Genomic DNA, 16,907 nt, shown 5'->3' on the forward strand with positions numbered 1-16,907 from the left:
AAGTGGTAAGATTACTTCGAAAAGAACCACTGCCTCATATAATCTTGGAGATAAGGTCCATAAGTTTCTACCTGGCAACCATGAATTGCTAGACTATGAGGGGAAAAGTGTGTAACAAAGGATGTAAGGAATCTTTGTGCCGAACTTTTTCTCGATATGAGGAATGTTTGTGTGCAAAGTTTTTTTTATGGAATAAAGTGTGAAAATTTCATCTTGAAAAATTATTAATATTTATTCGATAATTACGCTTATTTTTAGTATTTAGTAATTTATACTATGTTGTAAGTTGAAAAAAGAGAAAAGAAGTCTTACATCAGAGGTCGAATAATTGAAATGTGGGGGAGTCTTATGTCAGTAAAATCCGATAGTCGTCACCTATATTTGCGGGTGATTGATCACATCAAAGGAAAAATTAAAGATGGGGCTTACAAAGAAAAACAAAAGTTACCTTCAGAGTTTGATCTAGCGAAAGAACTTGGTGTAAGTAGGGCAACTTTAAGGGAAGCACTACGTATTTTAGAAGAAGAAAATGTTGTTATTCGTAGACATGGTGTAGGGACATTTGTAAATGCGAAGCCGTTATTTTCTTCTGGAATAGAGCAACTTTCTAGTATTACAGATATGATTTCTAGTGTGGGGAAAACACCAGGAACAATCTTTTTATCATCATCTACAACAACTTTAACAGAAGAAGAAAAAGAGAAATTTAATTGTGAAGATGGTTTTAGCGCAGTAATGATTGAACGTGTTCGTACAGCGGATGGGGAACCAGTTGTATATTGCATTGATAAACTGGCAAAAGAGATATTACCAGATTTATCGGGATACAATGAGGAATCGCTGCTTACAGTAATACATAATAATACGCACAAGCGTATCACATACGCAGTTGCTCACATTGAACCGATTGGTTATCACCCGAAAATTTCACCGATTTTAGAATGTGAACCTGAAACGGCACTGCTAGTTTTAAAACAAATGCACTATGATCAAAATGATGAGCCAATCTTATATTCTATTAATTACTTTAGAGCTGATAAGTTTAGCTTCCACGTATTAAGAAAACGTATGTAGGGAAGTTCCTTTTTAGGGAGGTGACAGCAAGAAGTAAGGGACAGCAGCGTATGAATCATTAGACAAAACATTTCAGGAGGGGTTTCTAGTATGAAGAAAAAAACAGGTCTTTTATTATCGTTAACGTTAGCAGCAAGTACAGTGTTAGGTGCATGTGGTAACTCGGATAAAGCGGATAGTGACAAAAAAGGGGATAAAGAGTTTAAGGTTGGTATGGTTACAGATGTTGGGGGCGTTGATGACAAATCATTCAACCAATCAGCTTGGGAAGGTTTAACGAAATTTGGTAAAGACAACGATTTAAAGAAAAATGAAGGATATCGTTACCTTCAATCAAGTAAAGATGCTGATTACATTCCGAATTTAACGAAATTTGCGAAAGATCATTATAATACAACGTTTGGTATTGGATTTTTAATGCAAGACTCGATTGAAAAGGTTGCAAAACAATATCCGAAAGAGCAATTTGCAATTGTAGATACTGTTGTGAAAGAACCGAATGTAACAAGTATTACATTTAAAGACCATGAAGGTTCATTCCTAGTTGGTGCTGTAGCAGCAATGACAACAAAATCAAATAAAGTTGGTTTTGTTGGTGGTGTGAAGAGTCCATTAATTACAAAATTCGAATCAGGTTTTAAAGCTGGAGCGAAAGCGGTAAATCCAAATATCGAAATTGTAGCGCAATATGCAGATGCATTTGATAAGCCAGAAAAAGGATCTGTATTAGCTTCAGCAATGTACGGTCAAGGCGTTGACGTAATTTACCATGCTTCAGGTGCAACTGGTAACGGTGTATTCACAGAAGCGAAAAACCGTAAGAAAAAAGGTGAAAATGTTTGGGTAATCGGTGTTGACCGTGACCAAAATCAAGAAGGTATGCCTGAAAACGTAACTTTAACTTCTATGGTGAAACGTGTTGATATTGCAGTTGCAAAAGTAGCACAAGAAGCGAAAGATGGTAAGTTAAAAGGCGGTAAAGTAGAAGAGTTTGGCTTAAAAGATGATGGTGTTGGTATCTCAAAATCAACTGATAATGTGAAAAAAGTAAACCCAGAAATTTTAACAAAAGTAGAAGAATTTGAGAAGAAAATCACTGCTGGTGAAATTAAAGTACCTGCGACTGATGATGAATATAAAGCATACGAAGCTGCTCTAAAGAAATAATGATAGAGCAATAGCAAAGGTTAGTTCTTAGAACTAACCTTTGTATATATAAAAATACTTTTAATAGAGTGTAATTGGGGAGTGTTCCCTGCTAGAAGGAGGAACAAAATGGAATACGTAATTGAGATGAACAATATTACAAAAGTATTCCCAGGCATTGTAGCGAATGATGATATTACGCTGCAAGTAAAACAGGGAGAGATACACGCTTTACTTGGAGAAAATGGTGCAGGGAAATCAACGTTGATGAATGTACTGTTCGGTTTGTATCAACCAGAACAGGGCGAAATTAAAATTAAAGGAAACCCTGTAAAAATTACAAATCCGAATATAGCAAATGACCTTGGAATTGGGATGGTCCATCAGCACTTTATGCTTGTTCATAATTTTACAGTTACAGAGAATATCATTCTTGGAAATGAGCCGAAGAGAAAAGGGAAAATAGCTGTTGAAGAGGCTGCAAAAGAAATTAAACAATTATCTGAACAGTACGGTTTAGCTGTTGATCCAAATGCAAAGATTGAAGATATTTCGGTGGGGATGCAGCAAAGGGTTGAAATATTAAAGACGCTTTATCGTGGTGCGGAGATTTTAATATTCGATGAACCGACTGCAGTGTTAACTCCTCAAGAAATTCATGAGTTGATTCAAATTATGAAAAAGCTTGTGCAAGAAGGAAAATCTATCATTCTTATTACACATAAATTAAAAGAAATTATGGAAGTTTGCAATCGTTGCACAATTATTCGTAAAGGTAAAGGAATTGGTACAGTTGACGTAGCGAAAATGGATGAACATAAACTTGCAGAATTAATGGTCGGACGTCAAGTGAATTTTAAAACAGAAAAAATAGGGGCCAAACCGAAAGATGAGGTTCTGTCTGTTGCGAATCTTATCGTTTATGATGCACGCCAATTACCTGCTGTAAAAGGCCTTGACTTAACTGTTCGTGCAGGAGAAATCGTTGGTATTGCAGGGATTGATGGAAATGGACAAAGTGAATTAATAGAGGCAATTACTGGTTTACGAAAAGTTGAGTCAGGTTCTATTGCAATTAAAGGAAAAGAAATAACGAATTGGCCTGTTCGAAGAATTACAGAGGAAGGAATTGGTCATATTCCAGAAGACCGTCATAAACACGGGCTTGTGCTTGATTTTTCTGTTAGAGATAATATAGTTTTGCAAACGTACTATAAAAATCCATTCTCAAAGAAAGGGATTTTAAACTTTAGTAAAATCACACAAAAAGCAAAAGCGCTTATTGAACAGTTTGATATACGCACACCTAGTGAACAAACCTTAACTCGTGCACTATCTGGTGGAAACCAGCAAAAGGCAATTATCGCACGTGAAGTGGATCGTAATCCGGATTTATTAATTGCAGCACAGCCAACACGTGGTTTAGATGTAGGTGCGATTGAATTTATTCATAAAAAATTAATCGAGCAGAGAGATAACGGGAAAGCGGTATTACTTTTATCGCTAGAACTGGATGAAATTTTAAATGTAAGTGATCGAGTTGCTGTTATATATGAAGGGAAAATTGTAGCAATTGTCGATGCGAAAGAAACAAATGAACAACAGCTTGGTTTGTTGATGGCTGGCGGAACGGAGAAAGAGAAGGTGAATACAAATGGCTAAAAAATTTTTAACGGAGCGAACAATTAACATTTTAGTTCCTGTATTATCCGTTATTTTTGGTTTACTTGTTGGTGCCATTGTAATGTTAGTTAGTGGATATGATCCAATTGTCGGGTATGCAGCGCTTTGGGAAGGAATGGCTGGAAATCCGCAAGCAATTGGTGAAACATTACGTACGATGATTCCGCTTGTGTTAGCAGGACTTTCTGTGGCATTTGCATTCCGTACAGGTCTTTTTAACATCGGAGTAGAAGGACAATTATTAGTTGGTTGGCTTGCTGCTGTTTGGTTTGGGTATGCAGTATCATTACCGGCGATTTTACATATTCCGTTGTCAATTTTAGTAGCGGCGATAGCTGGTGGTTTATGGGGATTTATCCCGGGATATTTGAAAGGGAAATTTAAAGTAAATGAAGTAATCGTAACGATCATGATGAATTATATTGCACTTTATGTGACGTATGATTTAATTAAGCGCTTTTTACATGAGGCGAATGAGAAATCGTATGACATAAAATCTAGTGCTTCTTTATCTTCTGAATGGTTATCTTCTTTAACGGATGGTTCTCGTTTGCACTGGGGAATTATCGTAGCGATTTTAATTGCGGTTATTATGTGGTTTTTATTGGATAGAACTACATTGGGATACGAATTGAAATCTGTTGGATTTAATCAACATGCTTCTCAGTATGCGGGGATGAAAGTTTCTCGAAATGTTGTGCTATCTATGACGATTGCGGGTGCGTTTGCAGGGATTGGTGGTGCTATGGAAGGGCTTGGTACATTCCAAAACATGACAGCGATGTCTTCGTTTACAGGTATTGGATTTGATGGGATTGCGGTAGCTCTTCTTGGAGGAAATAATCCATTTGGTATATTATTATCGGCTTTACTGTTCGGTGGTTTGAAAAGTGCAGCCCCACAAATGAATTTTGAAGCAGATGTACCTTCTGAGTTAATTAATGTTATTATCGCATGTATTATTTTCTTTGTTGCTTGCAGTTATGTTTTACGCTGGGCACTTACACGCATGAGCAAGGAGGGAAAATAAATGAGCTTTTTAGATGTTTTAGCCATTCTTGTGACTGGTACGTTATATACGGCAGCGCCACTTATTTTTACGGCGTTAGGTGGAGTGTTCAGTGAACGTTCTGGAGTTGTAAATATAGCATTAGAAGGTTTAATGTTATTTGGTGCATTTACTGGTATTGTTACAACGTTATTAATGGGTGATACGTGGGGAGCAATGACTCCTTGGATTGCACTATTATTTGCAGCTATTGGTAGTGGGTTATTTGCACTTCTTCACGCAGTAGCATCCATTACATTCCGCGCGGATCAAGTAGTAAGCGGGGTAGCGATTAACTTTTTGGCTCTCGGTTTAACAGTATTTGCGATTAAGAAAATCTTTGGTAAAGGACAGACTGATTTTATTCAATACCGAATTGAAAAAATCGATGTTCCAGGACTTTCGGATATTCCGGTAATCGGGAAAATCTTTTTCTCAAATGTACCGTTAACATCGTATATTGCCATTATTTTAGCATTTGTTGTCTGGTACATTATTTATAAAACGCCGTTCGGTCTTCGTCTTCGTGCTGTTGGTGAACATCCAATGGCAGCAGATACGATGGGAATTAATGTATATAAAATGCGTTATATTGCAGTTTGTATATCTGGAATGTTTGCAGGAGTGGGTGGTGCGGTCTTCGCAATGTCGATTTCTGGTAACTTCTCAGGTGCTACAATTACTGGACAAGGTTTCTTGGCACTAGCAGCTATGATCTTTGGTAAATGGAATCCACTTGGTGCTCTTGGAGCAGCGCTGTTCTTCGGATTTGCTCAATCACTTGGGATAACAGGTGGTACAATTCCTGTATTAAAAGAAATTCCAAGTGTATTCTTAACGATATTACCGTATGTATTTACAATATTAGCACTCGTTGGTTTTGTAGGCCGATCTGAAGCTCCGAAAGCATTAGGAACGCCTTATGAAAAAGGAAAACGATGAGTATTTAGAAAGTATAAGAAAAGCTCGCACATTAGTGCGGGCTTTTTTACATAGAATATATTTAATACGGAATTTTACTATGTTCCTTACATATTAAAGTTTTTAGAAAGACTCAAATGTAAGCATAATAAGGAAGAAAAGTTGATTTTTTATTTCTAAAAACTGTATATTGAAGAGGAATATTCCTACATACGTAAAGGAGGGCTATTAATGAAACTAATGGAACAGCAACTGCATGAATTAGGTGGCTTGCGAGTACATATTATTCCGACTGATAAATTTAAAACAAATACCTTTGTATTTCGTTTTAAAGCACCTTTAAATGAGGAGACGGTGACAGAGCGTGCCTTATTGCCGTACGTATTGCAAAGTGCGACAGAAAAACTGCCTTCTGTAATTCGTCTTCGTCAATATTTAGAAGAATTATATGGATCTTCTTTAGCGGTAGATGTAAGTAAAAAAGGGGAAGACCATATCATCTCTATTTATGTAGACATTGCAAATGAAACATATTTACGCGATGCACCACCGTTATTTGAAAAAGCGCTTTCTATGTTATCTGATATTGTTTTACATCCAGCAACAGAAGGGGACGGTTTTCTATCTTCTATTGTAGAAAGTGAGAAACGAGCACTCTTGCAACGAATTGAAGCTACTTATGATGATAAAATGCGTTATGCAAACGAGCGTTTAATCGAAGAAATGTGCAAAGTAGAACCATATCGCTTAAGTGCAAATGGGAAAAAAGAGAGTGTTGCTTCTATTACAAATGAAAGTTTGTATCAATATTATCAAAAAGTGTTAGCTGAAGATGAAATGGATTTATATATCATTGGTGACATTTCAGAAGATGCTGTGGAGCTTGTAAATAAGTATTTTTCGATTTCACCTCGTGTTGAGAAAGAAAGAAATGTACTTCTTCATAAACGAAATAATGAAGAAAAAGAAATTGTTGAAAAACAAGAACTAAAGCAAAGTAAATTAAATATCGGCTATCGCACATTCATTACGTATAAAGATGAAGATTATTTTGCATTACAATTGTTTAACGGATTATTTGGAGGGTTTTCTCATTCGAAGTTATTCGTAAATGTCCGTGAAAAAAATAGTTTAGCGTACTATGCAGCATCGAGATTTGAAAGTCATAAAGGTTTGCTCTTCGTTATGTCTGGGATTGAAGCGAAGAACTTTGAAAAAGCTGTTGAAATTATTAAAGAACAGATGAAAGCAATGCAAAGCGGTGATTTTTCAGAGGAAGAGATTCAGCAAACGAAAAGTGTAATTCAAAATCAAATCTTAGAGGCAATTGATACACCACGTGGTTTTGTTGAAATGCTTTATCATGGGGTAATCTCAGAGCGTACGCGTCCAGTTGAAGAATGGCTAACGGGCATAGAAAGCGTGACGAAAGAAGAAATTGTGAAAGTTGCTAATAATATTGAACTAGATACAATTTACTTTTTACATGGAACGGAGGGAGAATAAATGGAGAAAATTGTGTATGAGCAATTAAAAGAGACGCTATATTATGAAAAACTTCCGAATGGATTAGACGTATATATCTTACCGAAACAAGGCTTCAACAAAACATTTGCAACATTTACGACGAAGTACGGTTCTGTTGATAATACATTTGTTCCGCTTGGAAAAGAAGACATGACTCGTGTGCCAGATGGAATTGCTCATTTCCTTGAGCATAAATTGTTTGAAAAAGAGGATCATGACGCGTTTCAATTGTTTAGTAAACAAGGTGCTTCAGCGAACGCTTTTACATCTTTTACAAGAACCGCTTATCTCTTTTCCTGTACATCAAATGTAGAGAGAAATTTAAATACGTTGTTAGACTTTGTACAAGAACCGTATTTCTCTGAAAAAACGGTTGAAAAAGAAAAAGGTATTATCGGTCAAGAAATTCAAATGTACCAAGATAACCCAGACTGGCGTTTATACTTTGGGTTAATCGATAGTTTGTTTGTGAAACATCCAATTAAAATTGATATTGCAGGGACGATTGAGTCTATTAGTAAAATTACAAAAGATCTACTGTATGAATGTTATGAGACTTTTTACCATCCGAGCAACATGTTATTATTTGTTGTTGGAGCGATTGATCCTGAAAAAACAATGGATTTAGTTCGTGAAAATCAAGCGAAAAAAGATTACGAAAATCAACCGGAAATCGTTCGCTCTTTTGAAGAGGAACCAGAAGAAGTAAATGAAAAGAAAAAGATTATTTCAATGCCTGTCCAAACTCCAAAATGTTTAGTTGGTATTAAGGCAACGAATTTAAAAGAAAAAGGGCAAGCCCTTTTAAAACAAGAAATTGCGCTTACATTACTTTTAGATTATTTATTTGGAAAAGGGTCAGTTCATTACGAATCTTTATATAATGAAGGTCTTATTGATGATTCGTTCTCGTATGACTATACAGAAGAAAATAACTTTGGTTTTGCAATGGTTGGTGGAGATACGAAGCAACCTGATGAATTGGCAGAGCGATTAAAAGGTATTTTACTACAAACGAATTATGATCAGTTAGATGAGACTACGCTGGAACGGGTGAAGAAAAAGAAAATTGGCGGATTTTTACGATCGTTGAATTCACCTGAATATATTGCAAATCAGTTTACAAGATATGCGTTTAATGAATCTAGTTTATTTGATGCTCTTACAGTGTTAGAAGGATTAACTGTTCAAGACCTACAACAAGCAGCAAAAACATTATTAATTGAAGAGAAAATGAGTGTCTGCCAAGTTTTACCAAAAAAGTGAAGTAATATGTGAATAAAAAACGCAGTATCTATATCCCTCATCTAACGTTTGGTTATTGCCAAATGGTAAGATGAGGGTATTATTTATTTATACATAAAAGATGAGAGAGGGAATTTATGGAAAAGTATGCATTAGTAACTGGAGGAAGCGGAGGGATTGGCTCTGCTATTTCGAAGCAGTTAATTGAGGATGGTTACACAGTCTATATTCATTACAATAAAAGCGAAGAGAAGGTAAAGGAGTTACAAAAGGAATTTGATGTAGTGATTCCTGTGCAAGCAAATTTAGCTTCTATCGATGGAGCGGAGAAATTGTGGGGGCAAATCGAACATCCTATTGATGTTATTGTATACGCAGCTGGAAAGAGTATCTTTGGATTAGTAACAGATGTTACGAATGAAGAATTAGATTATATGGTGGAGCTTCAAGTAAAGAGTTTATATAGACTTCTATCGATGGCGCTTCCACCGATGATCGGGCGGAGAAGTGGTAATGTTGTCATTATTTCATCCATTTGGGGGCAAATAGGAGCTTCTTGTGAGGTGCTGTACTCAATGGTGAAAGGTGCACAAAATTCATATGTGAAGGCTTTAGCGAAAGAAGTTTCTTTAAGTGGATTGCGCGTTAATGCGGTAGCGCCAGGTGCAATCGAAACAGAAATGTTAAATGTATTTTCAGAAGATGATAAAAATGAAATTGCTGAAGATATTCCATTAGGTAGAATAGGACTACCCGAAGAGGTAGCAAAAACAATCTCCTTCCTCGTTTCGCCAGGAGCTTCTTATATTACGGGGCAAATTATTGGAGTTAATGGCGGTTGGCATTGTTAAAAATTTCTTACATAAAAAATAAAAAAATGCACAAATTAAGCATGATTCTATTACTCAATAGTGAGGTGCTTAAACATGTCAGTGTTAGATAATTTTGATCAGTGGAAGAGCTTTTTAGGAGAACGTTTAGAACAAGCGGGGGGAAAAGGGCTTGATGGTGGTGCCGTATCAGATATGGCATTTCGTGTTGGGGATTATTTAGCTAATGAAGTAGAAGCGCGCAACGATCAAGAAAAATTATTGTCTGAGCTTTGGAAAGTTGCTGATGAACAAGAGCAACATACAATCGCAAATTTAATGGTGAAGTTTGTACAACATAAGTAAAAGTAGAGAGGAGAAGCTCCTCTCTACTTTTTTTGTATAATAATTAGGAGGAATAGATTATACATTTAGCTTCCCTATTAAGATGAAATCATATAATATAGTACGTAGGTGTAAAGTAAGCGTAGGGGAGTGATCTTGGATGATTGAATGGTATTTTGAATATGAAATACATAAAAACCGACCTGGCTTACTTGGTGACGTTTCTTCGTTAATCGGTATGCTTGGCATCAATATTGTCACAATTAATGGTGTAGATAATGCACGACGTGGACTTTTGCTTATGTGTGATAATCAAGAACAAATCTCTAGACTTGAATCAATTTTAAATACGATGGATAATATAACGGTAACGAAATATCGTCCGCCAAAGCTTAGAGATAAGCTAGCAGTTAGACATGGTAGGTACATACAACGAGATGCAGATGATAAGAAAACATTTCGATTTGTGCGTGATGAATTAGGATTGCTTGTAGACTTTATGGCGGAGATAATGAAAAAAGAAGGTCATAAATTAATTGGGATACGAGGAATGCCTCGTGTCGGAAAAACAGAATCTATTGTTGCCGCAAGTGTTTGTGCAAATAAGAGATGGTTATTCGTATCATCTACTCTCATTAAGCAAACTGTTCGTAGCCAATTGATTGAAGATGAGTATAGCGACGATAATATTTTCATACTAGATGGAATTGTGTCGACAAAGCGTGCCAATGAAAGACACTGGCAGCTCGTTCGTGAAATCATGAGATTGCCTGCAACGAAAGTTGTGGAACATCCGGATGTGTTTGTGAGTCAGTCAGAATACACATTGGATGATTTTGATTATATTATCGAATTGCGTAACGATTATGATGAAGAAATTCAATATAATTTAGTAGATGAAATTGAGCAAGGTACGAAAAACAATTTCTCTATGTTCGACTTTTAAAGAAATATTGAGGTGTTAGTAGTGACGGAATTAGGACAAAAGCTGACAGAAGCAAGAGAAGCGAAAGGCTTATCTATTGATCAGCTGCATGAGATTACAAAAATTCAAAAACGCCATTTAGTAGCGATTGAAGAAGGCAATTATGGTGTGTTGCCAGGAGCTTTTTATGCGCGTGCATTCATTAAACAATATGCAGATGCTGTTGGATTAAATGGAGAGGAACTGCTTGTAGAATATCAGAGTACGATACCACAATCTGAAAATCGTGAAGTTCCACAAGTATCAACTGGACAAAAAACACAAGAAACAATGCAAAAATCTTCATCATGGCCAATTGCAGATCATATGCCAAAAATTTTGATTGTGTTGTTAGTAATCGCATTTGGAGTGGTAGTCTGGTTTGTTATTCAAGCGTTAAGTGGAAAAGATGATAGGCAAGTTCCGAATGCTCAAAGTGAGAAAATTGAAGTTCAAAAAGCAAAAGATTCTCCGCTAGATACGAAGAAAGATGAAGTGAAAGCGGAAGAACCAAAAAAAGAAGAGCCAAAGAAAGAGGAACAACCAGTGCAACCAACTGGACAACAAGAAGTGAAGGTAGTTGGAACGAGTGGTAAGGTATCTACTTTGGAAATTCATAATAATAAAACATTAGAACTGGAAATTTCAGCGAAGGGTGCAAGCTATGTAGATGTTAAAGATGATGCGGGTAACGAAATTCTAAACACTACAGTACAAAGTGGTCAAACAGAAAAACGTGATTTATCAACAGTAAAAGAAGTGCGGCTTAATATTGGAAGTGCACCGAATGTTGAAATTAAACTGAATGGCCAAGTGGTTACTTTCCCATTAGATCCAGAAAAAGAATATCACCAAAGATTGGTGATAAAAAACCAAGGGATAGGGCAACCTGCGCAATAACAGTCATCGCTTCGATGACTTTTTTCAATGAACAAATGTTTTTGACATGATGGAGGAATAGCTGTGAATTTACCAAATAAAATTACAATATCTAGAATCTGCTTAATTCCAATTTTTATGGTAATTATGCTAGCGCCCTTTAATTGGGGCTCATATACAATTGGTGATGTCAATTTACCAATTCAACATTTAGTAGGAGCGCTGATTTTTATAATTGCTTCAGCTACAGATTGGATTGATGGACATTATGCAAGAAAATATAATCTTGTAACGAATTTAGGGAAATTCCTTGACCCGTTAGCAGATAAATTACTTGTTTCTGCAGCACTTATCACGTTGGTAGAGATGCAATATGTACCTGCTTGGATCGTTATTGTAATTATAAGTCGTGAGTTTGCAGTAACAGGTTTACGCCTTGTACTTGCTGGGACAGGGGAAGTAGTTGCAGCAAATCAGCTAGGGAAAATTAAGACATGGACACAAATTATTGCGATTGCAGCATACTTATTACATGATGTACCGTTAAATTTACTTCATATTCCAGTTGCAGATATTTTCATATGGATTGCATTAATCTTTACCGTTATTTCAGGATTGGATTATTTCTGGAAAAATAAAGATGCTCTTGTAAATTCAAAATAGAAGTTTATGGGGGAATTGGGATGAATGCTGAAATTATTGCGGTTGGAACGGAATTATTACTTGGACAAATTGCAAATACAAATGCCCAGTTTTTATCTGAAAAATTAGCTTCAATCGGAATTAACGTGTACTACCATACTGTCGTTGGGGATAATAACAAGCGATTACAGAAGGCAATTGAATTGGCTGAAGAACGAGCTGATATGCTCATTTTTACAGGTGGATTAGGACCGACAAAAGATGATTTAACGAAAGAAACAATAGCGTCTAGTTTAGATGAAGAGCTTATGTATGATGAAGAGGCATTAACATCGATAAGCGATTATTTTAAGCGTACAGGCCGTGAATTTACGGAGAATAATAAAAAGCAGGCGCTCGTTTTAAATGGATCGACTGTATTTGCGAATGATCACGGTATGGCGCCTGGTATGGGGGTAAATAAGAACGGAAAAGTTTATATTTTATTACCAGGACCACCAAAAGAAATGAAGCCGATGTATATAAGTTACGTAGAGCCTTTTTTATGTAAGTTTACAACGGGGGAAAATATTTATTCTCGTGTTCTTCGTTTTTTCGGTATTGGGGAATCTCAATTAGAGGTGAAAGTTCAAGATTTAATTGATGGACAAACGAACCCAACCATTGCACCACTCGCAAATGATGGAGAAGTGACATTACGTTTAACTGCCAAACATCAAAATGCTGATGAGGCGGACAAACTGATTCAGCATGTGGAAGATTTGATTTTAGAAAGAGTAGGAGAATTTTTCTACGGATATGACCAAGATTTCCTTCATTACAAGGCAATAAGGCTATTGAAGGAAAAAGGGTTAACTTTAGCATGTGCAGAAAGTTTAACAGGTGGTCTTTTTGGAAATCAAGTAACAGAAAATGCTGGCGTCTCGTCTGTATTTAAAGGCGGTGTCATTTGTTATCAAAATGATGTGAAGCAACAAATTTTACATGTACCTGAAGAAGTGTTACGCACTGACGGCGCGGTTAGTAAACAGTGTGCTCGTTATCTTGCTGAAAATGTAAAGAAACTGTTAAAAGCAGATATCGGGATTAGTTTCACTGGGGTGGCAGGACCGGATGCTTCAGAGCATAAAGAACCAGGAACCGTATTTATTGGATTGGTGATTAAAGATGAACCAGCTGTAGTCTTCTCGCTTAATTTAAGTGGAAGTCGTCAACAAATTAGAGAACGCTCTACAAAATATGGATTTTATCATTTATTTAAAAAGCTAGAAGAGATATAAATTTCTTCTAGTTTTTTTTGTTGGAAAACCTAGTTTTATTCGATCTAAAATAAAAAAACGAATAAATGTTCGATTTTTGTTGGCAAATTGAATTGAAAATAGGTATAATAAGATTAGCAATTTAGTTAAGGAGGAATTTTGAATGAGCGATCGTCAAGCGGCATTAGATATGGCGTTAAAACAAATAGAGAAGCAATTCGGTAAAGGTTCAATTATGAAATTAGGAGAACAAGCGGAGCATAGAATTTCTACAATTTCAAGTGGTTCTTTAGCACTTGATGTGGCACTAGGGGTAGGCGGATACCCACGTGGCCGTGTTATTGAAATTTATGGACCTGAAAGTTCAGGTAAAACAACAGTTTCATTACACGCAATCGCAGAAGTACAGCGTCAAGGTGGACAAGCAGCGTTCATTGATGCGGAGCATGCAATGGATCCTGTATATGCACAAAAATTAGGTGTTAACATAGATGAATTACTATTATCACAGCCTGATACAGGGGAGCAAGGACTAGAAATCGCAGAAGCACTTGTACGAAGTGGCGCGGTTGATATTATCGTAATTGACTCTGTAGCAGCTCTTGTACCGAAAGCTGAGATCGAAGGGGACATGGGTGACTCTCACGTTGGTTTACAAGCACGTTTAATGTCACAAGCACTTCGTAAACTTTCAGGTGCAATCAACAAATCAAAAACAATCGCAATCTTTATCAACCAAATTCGTGAAAAAGTTGGGGTTATGTTCGGGAACCCAGAAACAACTCCAGGTGGTCGTGCGTTGAAATTCTATTCAACTGTCCGTCTTGAAGTACGTCGTGCTGAGCAATTAAAGCAAGGTAACGACATTGTTGGTAATAAAACGAAAATAAAAGTAGTTAAAAATAAAGTAGCACCGCCATTCCGTGTTGCTGAAGTTGATATTATGTACGGAGAAGGTATTTCAAGAGAAGGTGAAATCTTAGATATGGCTTCTGAACTTGATATCGTTCAAAAGAGCGGTGCTTGGTACTCTTATAATGAAGAACGCTTAGGACAAGGTCGTGAAAATTCGAAGCAATTCTTAAAAGAGAATACGGATTTAAGAGAGGAAATTGCCTTCTTTGTTCGTGAACATCACGGAATTGGTGAAAACTCTGGTGTTGAAGACACGGAAGATTCAACTCGTCAAGATTAAAAAATAAAAGACACGGTCCCGTGTCTTTTATTTTTTAATCCACTATGAAAGCGTTGTATATAGCTGGAGATAAAATATTTATTCTATCCAAAAGGCTATGTGTAAAGGGGAATATTCATATATTTTAAGTGAATGAATTGGGATTTTCTAAGGTTTTCCAGGATAATATGCCGTCTGTTTTTTTAATCCATATAAGATTCAGGGCTGAAGGTAAAGAAAGTAAAAGTAGACAACGCTTGACAATGAAAATTGCGATAGATACAATGAGAATGTATATTTTTTCTTATATACGATACACTCTTCTCAAGAAGAGAAGTAATATTCGGAGTAAGACTTAAATCTTGCCGAAATAATAATATGACATTTTAATTGTGAAATGAAGAAAGTCCCTTAAAAAAGCGGGACGACGGTCTTTGCTGTACGTTGTAATTCAATGTACATGCCGACAGTCTTTTTTCATTCATAGCAAGGGGAGGTGAAATCATGAGTAGTACAGTTTGGATACTCATCTCCATTTTGCTTGCAACAGTCGGTGCAGTTGTTGGCTTTTTTGTTCGAAAGTCTATTGCTGAAGCGAAGATTAATGGTGCAGCTAATGAAGCAAAACGTATTCTAGACGAAGCGAATCGTGATGCTGAAGCACTTAAGAAAGAAGCGCTTTTAGAAGCAAAGGATGAAATTCATACACTTCGTACAGAAGCTGAATTAGAAATTCGTGACCGTAGAAGCGAATTACAAAAACAAGAAAATCGTTTAATGCAAAAAGAAGAGAACCTTGATCGTAAAGACGAAACGCTCGATAAGCGCGAGCAACAGTTTGAAAAGAAAGAGGAATCTTTTGTAGCGAAACAACAACAGATTGAAGAGTTGGAAAGCAAAGTGGGAGAGTTAGTTCAAAAGCAACAAACAGAATTAGAGCGCATTTCCAATCTGACCCGCGAACAAGCGAAAGCAATTATTCTTGGTAAAGTGGAAAGTGAAGTTTCTCATGAAATTGCCGTTATGGTAAAAGAAAGTGAAGTTCGCGCGAAAGAAGAAGCGGATAAGAAGGCAAAAGAGATTTTATCTCTTGCAATGCAAAGATGTGCAGCTGATCATGTTGCTGAAACAACCGTTTCGGTTGTAAATCTTCCAAATGACGAAATGAAGGGACGTATTATCGGACGTGAGGGTCGTAATATTCGTACGTTAGAAACGTTAACAGGTATTGACCTTATTATCGATGATACACCAGAAGCGGTAATTCTATCTGGATTTGACCCGATTCGTCGTGAAACAGCTCGTATCGCTCTTGATAAACTAGTACAGGACGGACGTATTCATCCAGCGCGTATTGAAGAGATGGTCGAAAAATCAAGACGTGAAGTGGACGAGTATATTCGTGAAGTCGGAGAGCAAACAACGTTTGAAGTGGGTGTTCATGGCTTACATCCAGATTTAATTAAAATTTTAGGTCGTTTAAAATACCGTACAAGTTATGGACAAAACGTCTTAAAACACTCTATGGAAGTTGCATACTTAACTGGACTTATGGCAGCGGAGCTTGGTGAGGATGAAAAACTAGCAAGACGTGCTGGTCTGTTACATGATATCGGAAAAGCAATCGATCATGAAGTAGAAGGTAGTCACGTTGAAATTGGTGTTGAACTCGCAACGAAATATAAAGAGCATCCTGTTGTAATAAACAGTATCGCATCTCACCATGGTGACACAGAACCAACTTCTATCATTGCAGTTCTAGTTGCTGCAGCAGATGCATTATCAGCTGCAAGACCGGGAGCTCGTAGTGAAACGCTTGAGAACTACATTCGTCGTCTTGAAAAGTTAGAAGAAATTTCAGAGTCTTATGAAGGTGTAGAAAAATCTTTCGCAATTCAAGCAGGACGTGAAGTTCGTATTCTGGTAAAACCAGATACAATTGATGATTTAGAAGCTCATCGTTTAGCTCGTGATATTCGAAAACGTATTGAAAGTGAACTGGATTATCCAGGACATATTAAAGTAACTGTTATTCGTGAAACACGTGCAGTGGAATACGCAAAATAAAGTGGTGAAACACCACTTTATTTTTTTGTGTTGGAATTGGGTAAAATAAAAAAACTATTTATCCCGCGTTAACGGGCAGTAAAACTCCCACCTCAAAATTCGGCTTGAGCAAAGAAATTAGGTG

15 protein-coding genes and 1 riboswitch are annotated in these 16,907 nt (G+C 36.7%); all 15 genes read left to right on the top strand.

Annotated features, from left to right (window positions below):
- Positions 1-14 precede the first annotated feature (14 nt).
- Positions 15-116: riboswitch (purine riboswitch) on the top strand.
- A 232-nt stretch (positions 117-348) separates the two neighbouring features.
- The 15 genes from MKX77_RS05965 (at position 349) to rny (ending at position 16,783) form a co-directional block, all read left to right on the top strand.
- Entirely contained in the window at positions 349-1,074 is a 726-nt protein-coding gene (locus MKX77_RS05965; RefSeq protein WP_002121705.1) for a GntR family transcriptional regulator, read from the top strand.
- Positions 1,075-1,164: 90 nt separating this feature from the next.
- Positions 1,165-2,241 (top strand): BMP family lipoprotein, encoded by a 1,077-nt coding sequence (locus tag MKX77_RS05970; protein ID WP_215553941.1) that lies wholly within the window; start codon positions 1,165-1,167, stop codon positions 2,239-2,241.
- Between the two features lie 108 nt (positions 2,242-2,349).
- The gene (locus tag MKX77_RS05975; protein WP_215553940.1) at positions 2,350-3,882 is read left to right on the top strand and encodes an ABC transporter ATP-binding protein; all 1,533 of its coding nucleotides are present in this window, start codon (positions 2,350-2,352) and stop codon (positions 3,880-3,882) included.
- The gene (locus MKX77_RS05980) at positions 3,875-4,933 is read left to right on the top strand and encodes an ABC transporter permease (protein WP_341306015.1); all 1,059 of its coding nucleotides are present in this window, start codon (positions 3,875-3,877) and stop codon (positions 4,931-4,933) included. The genes MKX77_RS05975 and MKX77_RS05980 overlap by 8 nt, the downstream gene beginning before the upstream one ends.
- Complete coding sequence (locus MKX77_RS05985; RefSeq protein WP_002111342.1) at positions 4,934-5,893, top strand: ABC transporter permease; 960 nt, start codon at positions 4,934-4,936, stop codon at positions 5,891-5,893.
- Positions 5,894-6,103: 210 nt separating this feature from the next.
- A complete protein-coding gene (gene yfmF, locus MKX77_RS05990; protein ID WP_341306016.1) occupies positions 6,104-7,378 on the top strand; it encodes an EF-P 5-aminopentanol modification-associated protein YfmF in 1,275 nt (424 codons plus the stop codon).
- Complete coding sequence (yfmH, locus tag MKX77_RS05995) at positions 7,379-8,665, top strand: EF-P 5-aminopentanol modification-associated protein YfmH (protein WP_215553938.1); 1,287 nt, start codon at positions 7,379-7,381, stop codon at positions 8,663-8,665.
- A gap of 116 nt (positions 8,666-8,781) precedes the next feature.
- Positions 8,782-9,495, top strand: coding sequence for an elongation factor P 5-aminopentanone reductase (ymfI, locus tag MKX77_RS06000; protein WP_199659948.1), 714 nt, complete (start codon positions 8,782-8,784; stop codon positions 9,493-9,495).
- A 75-nt stretch (positions 9,496-9,570) separates the two neighbouring features.
- Positions 9,571-9,819, top strand: coding sequence for a DUF3243 domain-containing protein (locus tag MKX77_RS06005; protein ID WP_000114449.1), 249 nt, complete (start codon positions 9,571-9,573; stop codon positions 9,817-9,819).
- A 139-nt stretch (positions 9,820-9,958) separates the two neighbouring features.
- On the top strand, positions 9,959-10,744 hold the full coding sequence (locus MKX77_RS06010; protein ID WP_002066761.1) for a DUF3388 domain-containing protein: 786 nt from the start codon (positions 9,959-9,961) through the stop codon (positions 10,742-10,744).
- Between the two features lie 21 nt (positions 10,745-10,765).
- Positions 10,766-11,662: a helix-turn-helix domain-containing protein gene (locus MKX77_RS06015; protein WP_341306017.1), complete on the top strand. Its 897-nt coding sequence runs from the start codon at positions 10,766-10,768 to the stop codon at positions 11,660-11,662.
- Between the two features lie 63 nt (positions 11,663-11,725).
- Positions 11,726-12,304 (top strand): CDP-diacylglycerol--glycerol-3-phosphate 3-phosphatidyltransferase, encoded by a 579-nt coding sequence (gene pgsA / locus MKX77_RS06020; RefSeq protein WP_215553935.1) that lies wholly within the window; start codon positions 11,726-11,728, stop codon positions 12,302-12,304.
- A 20-nt stretch (positions 12,305-12,324) separates the two neighbouring features.
- Complete coding sequence (locus MKX77_RS06025) at positions 12,325-13,563, top strand: competence/damage-inducible protein A (protein ID WP_341306018.1); 1,239 nt, start codon at positions 12,325-12,327, stop codon at positions 13,561-13,563.
- A gap of 142 nt (positions 13,564-13,705) precedes the next feature.
- On the top strand, positions 13,706-14,737 hold the full coding sequence (gene recA / locus MKX77_RS06030; RefSeq protein ID WP_341306019.1) for a recombinase RecA: 1,032 nt from the start codon (positions 13,706-13,708) through the stop codon (positions 14,735-14,737).
- A gap of 483 nt (positions 14,738-15,220) precedes the next feature.
- Entirely contained in the window at positions 15,221-16,783 is a 1,563-nt protein-coding gene (gene rny, locus MKX77_RS06035; RefSeq protein WP_341306020.1) for a ribonuclease Y, read from the top strand.
- Positions 16,784-16,907: the final 124 nt, after the last annotated feature.

The sequence above is a fragment of the Bacillus sp. FSL R9-9410 genome, from assembly GCF_038050385.1.
Lineage (GTDB): Bacteria > Bacillota > Bacilli > Bacillales > Bacillaceae_G > Bacillus_A > Bacillus_A cereus_U.

What these genes read in the sequence shown, in the direction of transcription:
- yfmH (WP_215553938.1), top strand. Translation starts at nt 7,379, where the DNA reads ATGGAGAAAATTGTGTATGAGCAATTAAAAGAGACGCTATATTATGAA.
- MKX77_RS05985 (WP_002111342.1), top strand. Translation starts at nt 4,934, where the DNA reads ATGAGCTTTTTAGATGTTTTAGCCATTCTTGTGACTGGTACGTTATAT.
- MKX77_RS05970 (WP_215553941.1), top strand. Translation starts at nt 1,165, where the DNA reads ATGAAGAAAAAAACAGGTCTTTTATTATCGTTAACGTTAGCAGCAAGT.
- MKX77_RS06025 (WP_341306018.1), top strand. Translation starts at nt 12,325, where the DNA reads ATGAATGCTGAAATTATTGCGGTTGGAACGGAATTATTACTTGGACAA.
- MKX77_RS06010 (WP_002066761.1), top strand. Translation starts at nt 9,959, where the DNA reads ATGATTGAATGGTATTTTGAATATGAAATACATAAAAACCGACCTGGC.
- MKX77_RS05980 (WP_341306015.1), top strand. Translation starts at nt 3,875, where the DNA reads ATGGCTAAAAAATTTTTAACGGAGCGAACAATTAACATTTTAGTTCCT.
- yfmF (WP_341306016.1), top strand. Translation starts at nt 6,104, where the DNA reads ATGAAACTAATGGAACAGCAACTGCATGAATTAGGTGGCTTGCGAGTA.
- MKX77_RS05975 (WP_215553940.1), top strand. Translation starts at nt 2,350, where the DNA reads ATGGAATACGTAATTGAGATGAACAATATTACAAAAGTATTCCCAGGC.
- ymfI (WP_199659948.1), top strand. Translation starts at nt 8,782, where the DNA reads ATGGAAAAGTATGCATTAGTAACTGGAGGAAGCGGAGGGATTGGCTCT.
- MKX77_RS05965 (WP_002121705.1), top strand. Translation starts at nt 349, where the DNA reads ATGTCAGTAAAATCCGATAGTCGTCACCTATATTTGCGGGTGATTGAT.
- MKX77_RS06005 (WP_000114449.1), top strand. Translation starts at nt 9,571, where the DNA reads ATGTCAGTGTTAGATAATTTTGATCAGTGGAAGAGCTTTTTAGGAGAA.
- rny (WP_341306020.1), top strand. Translation starts at nt 15,221, where the DNA reads ATGAGTAGTACAGTTTGGATACTCATCTCCATTTTGCTTGCAACAGTC.
- recA (WP_341306019.1), top strand. Translation starts at nt 13,706, where the DNA reads ATGAGCGATCGTCAAGCGGCATTAGATATGGCGTTAAAACAAATAGAG.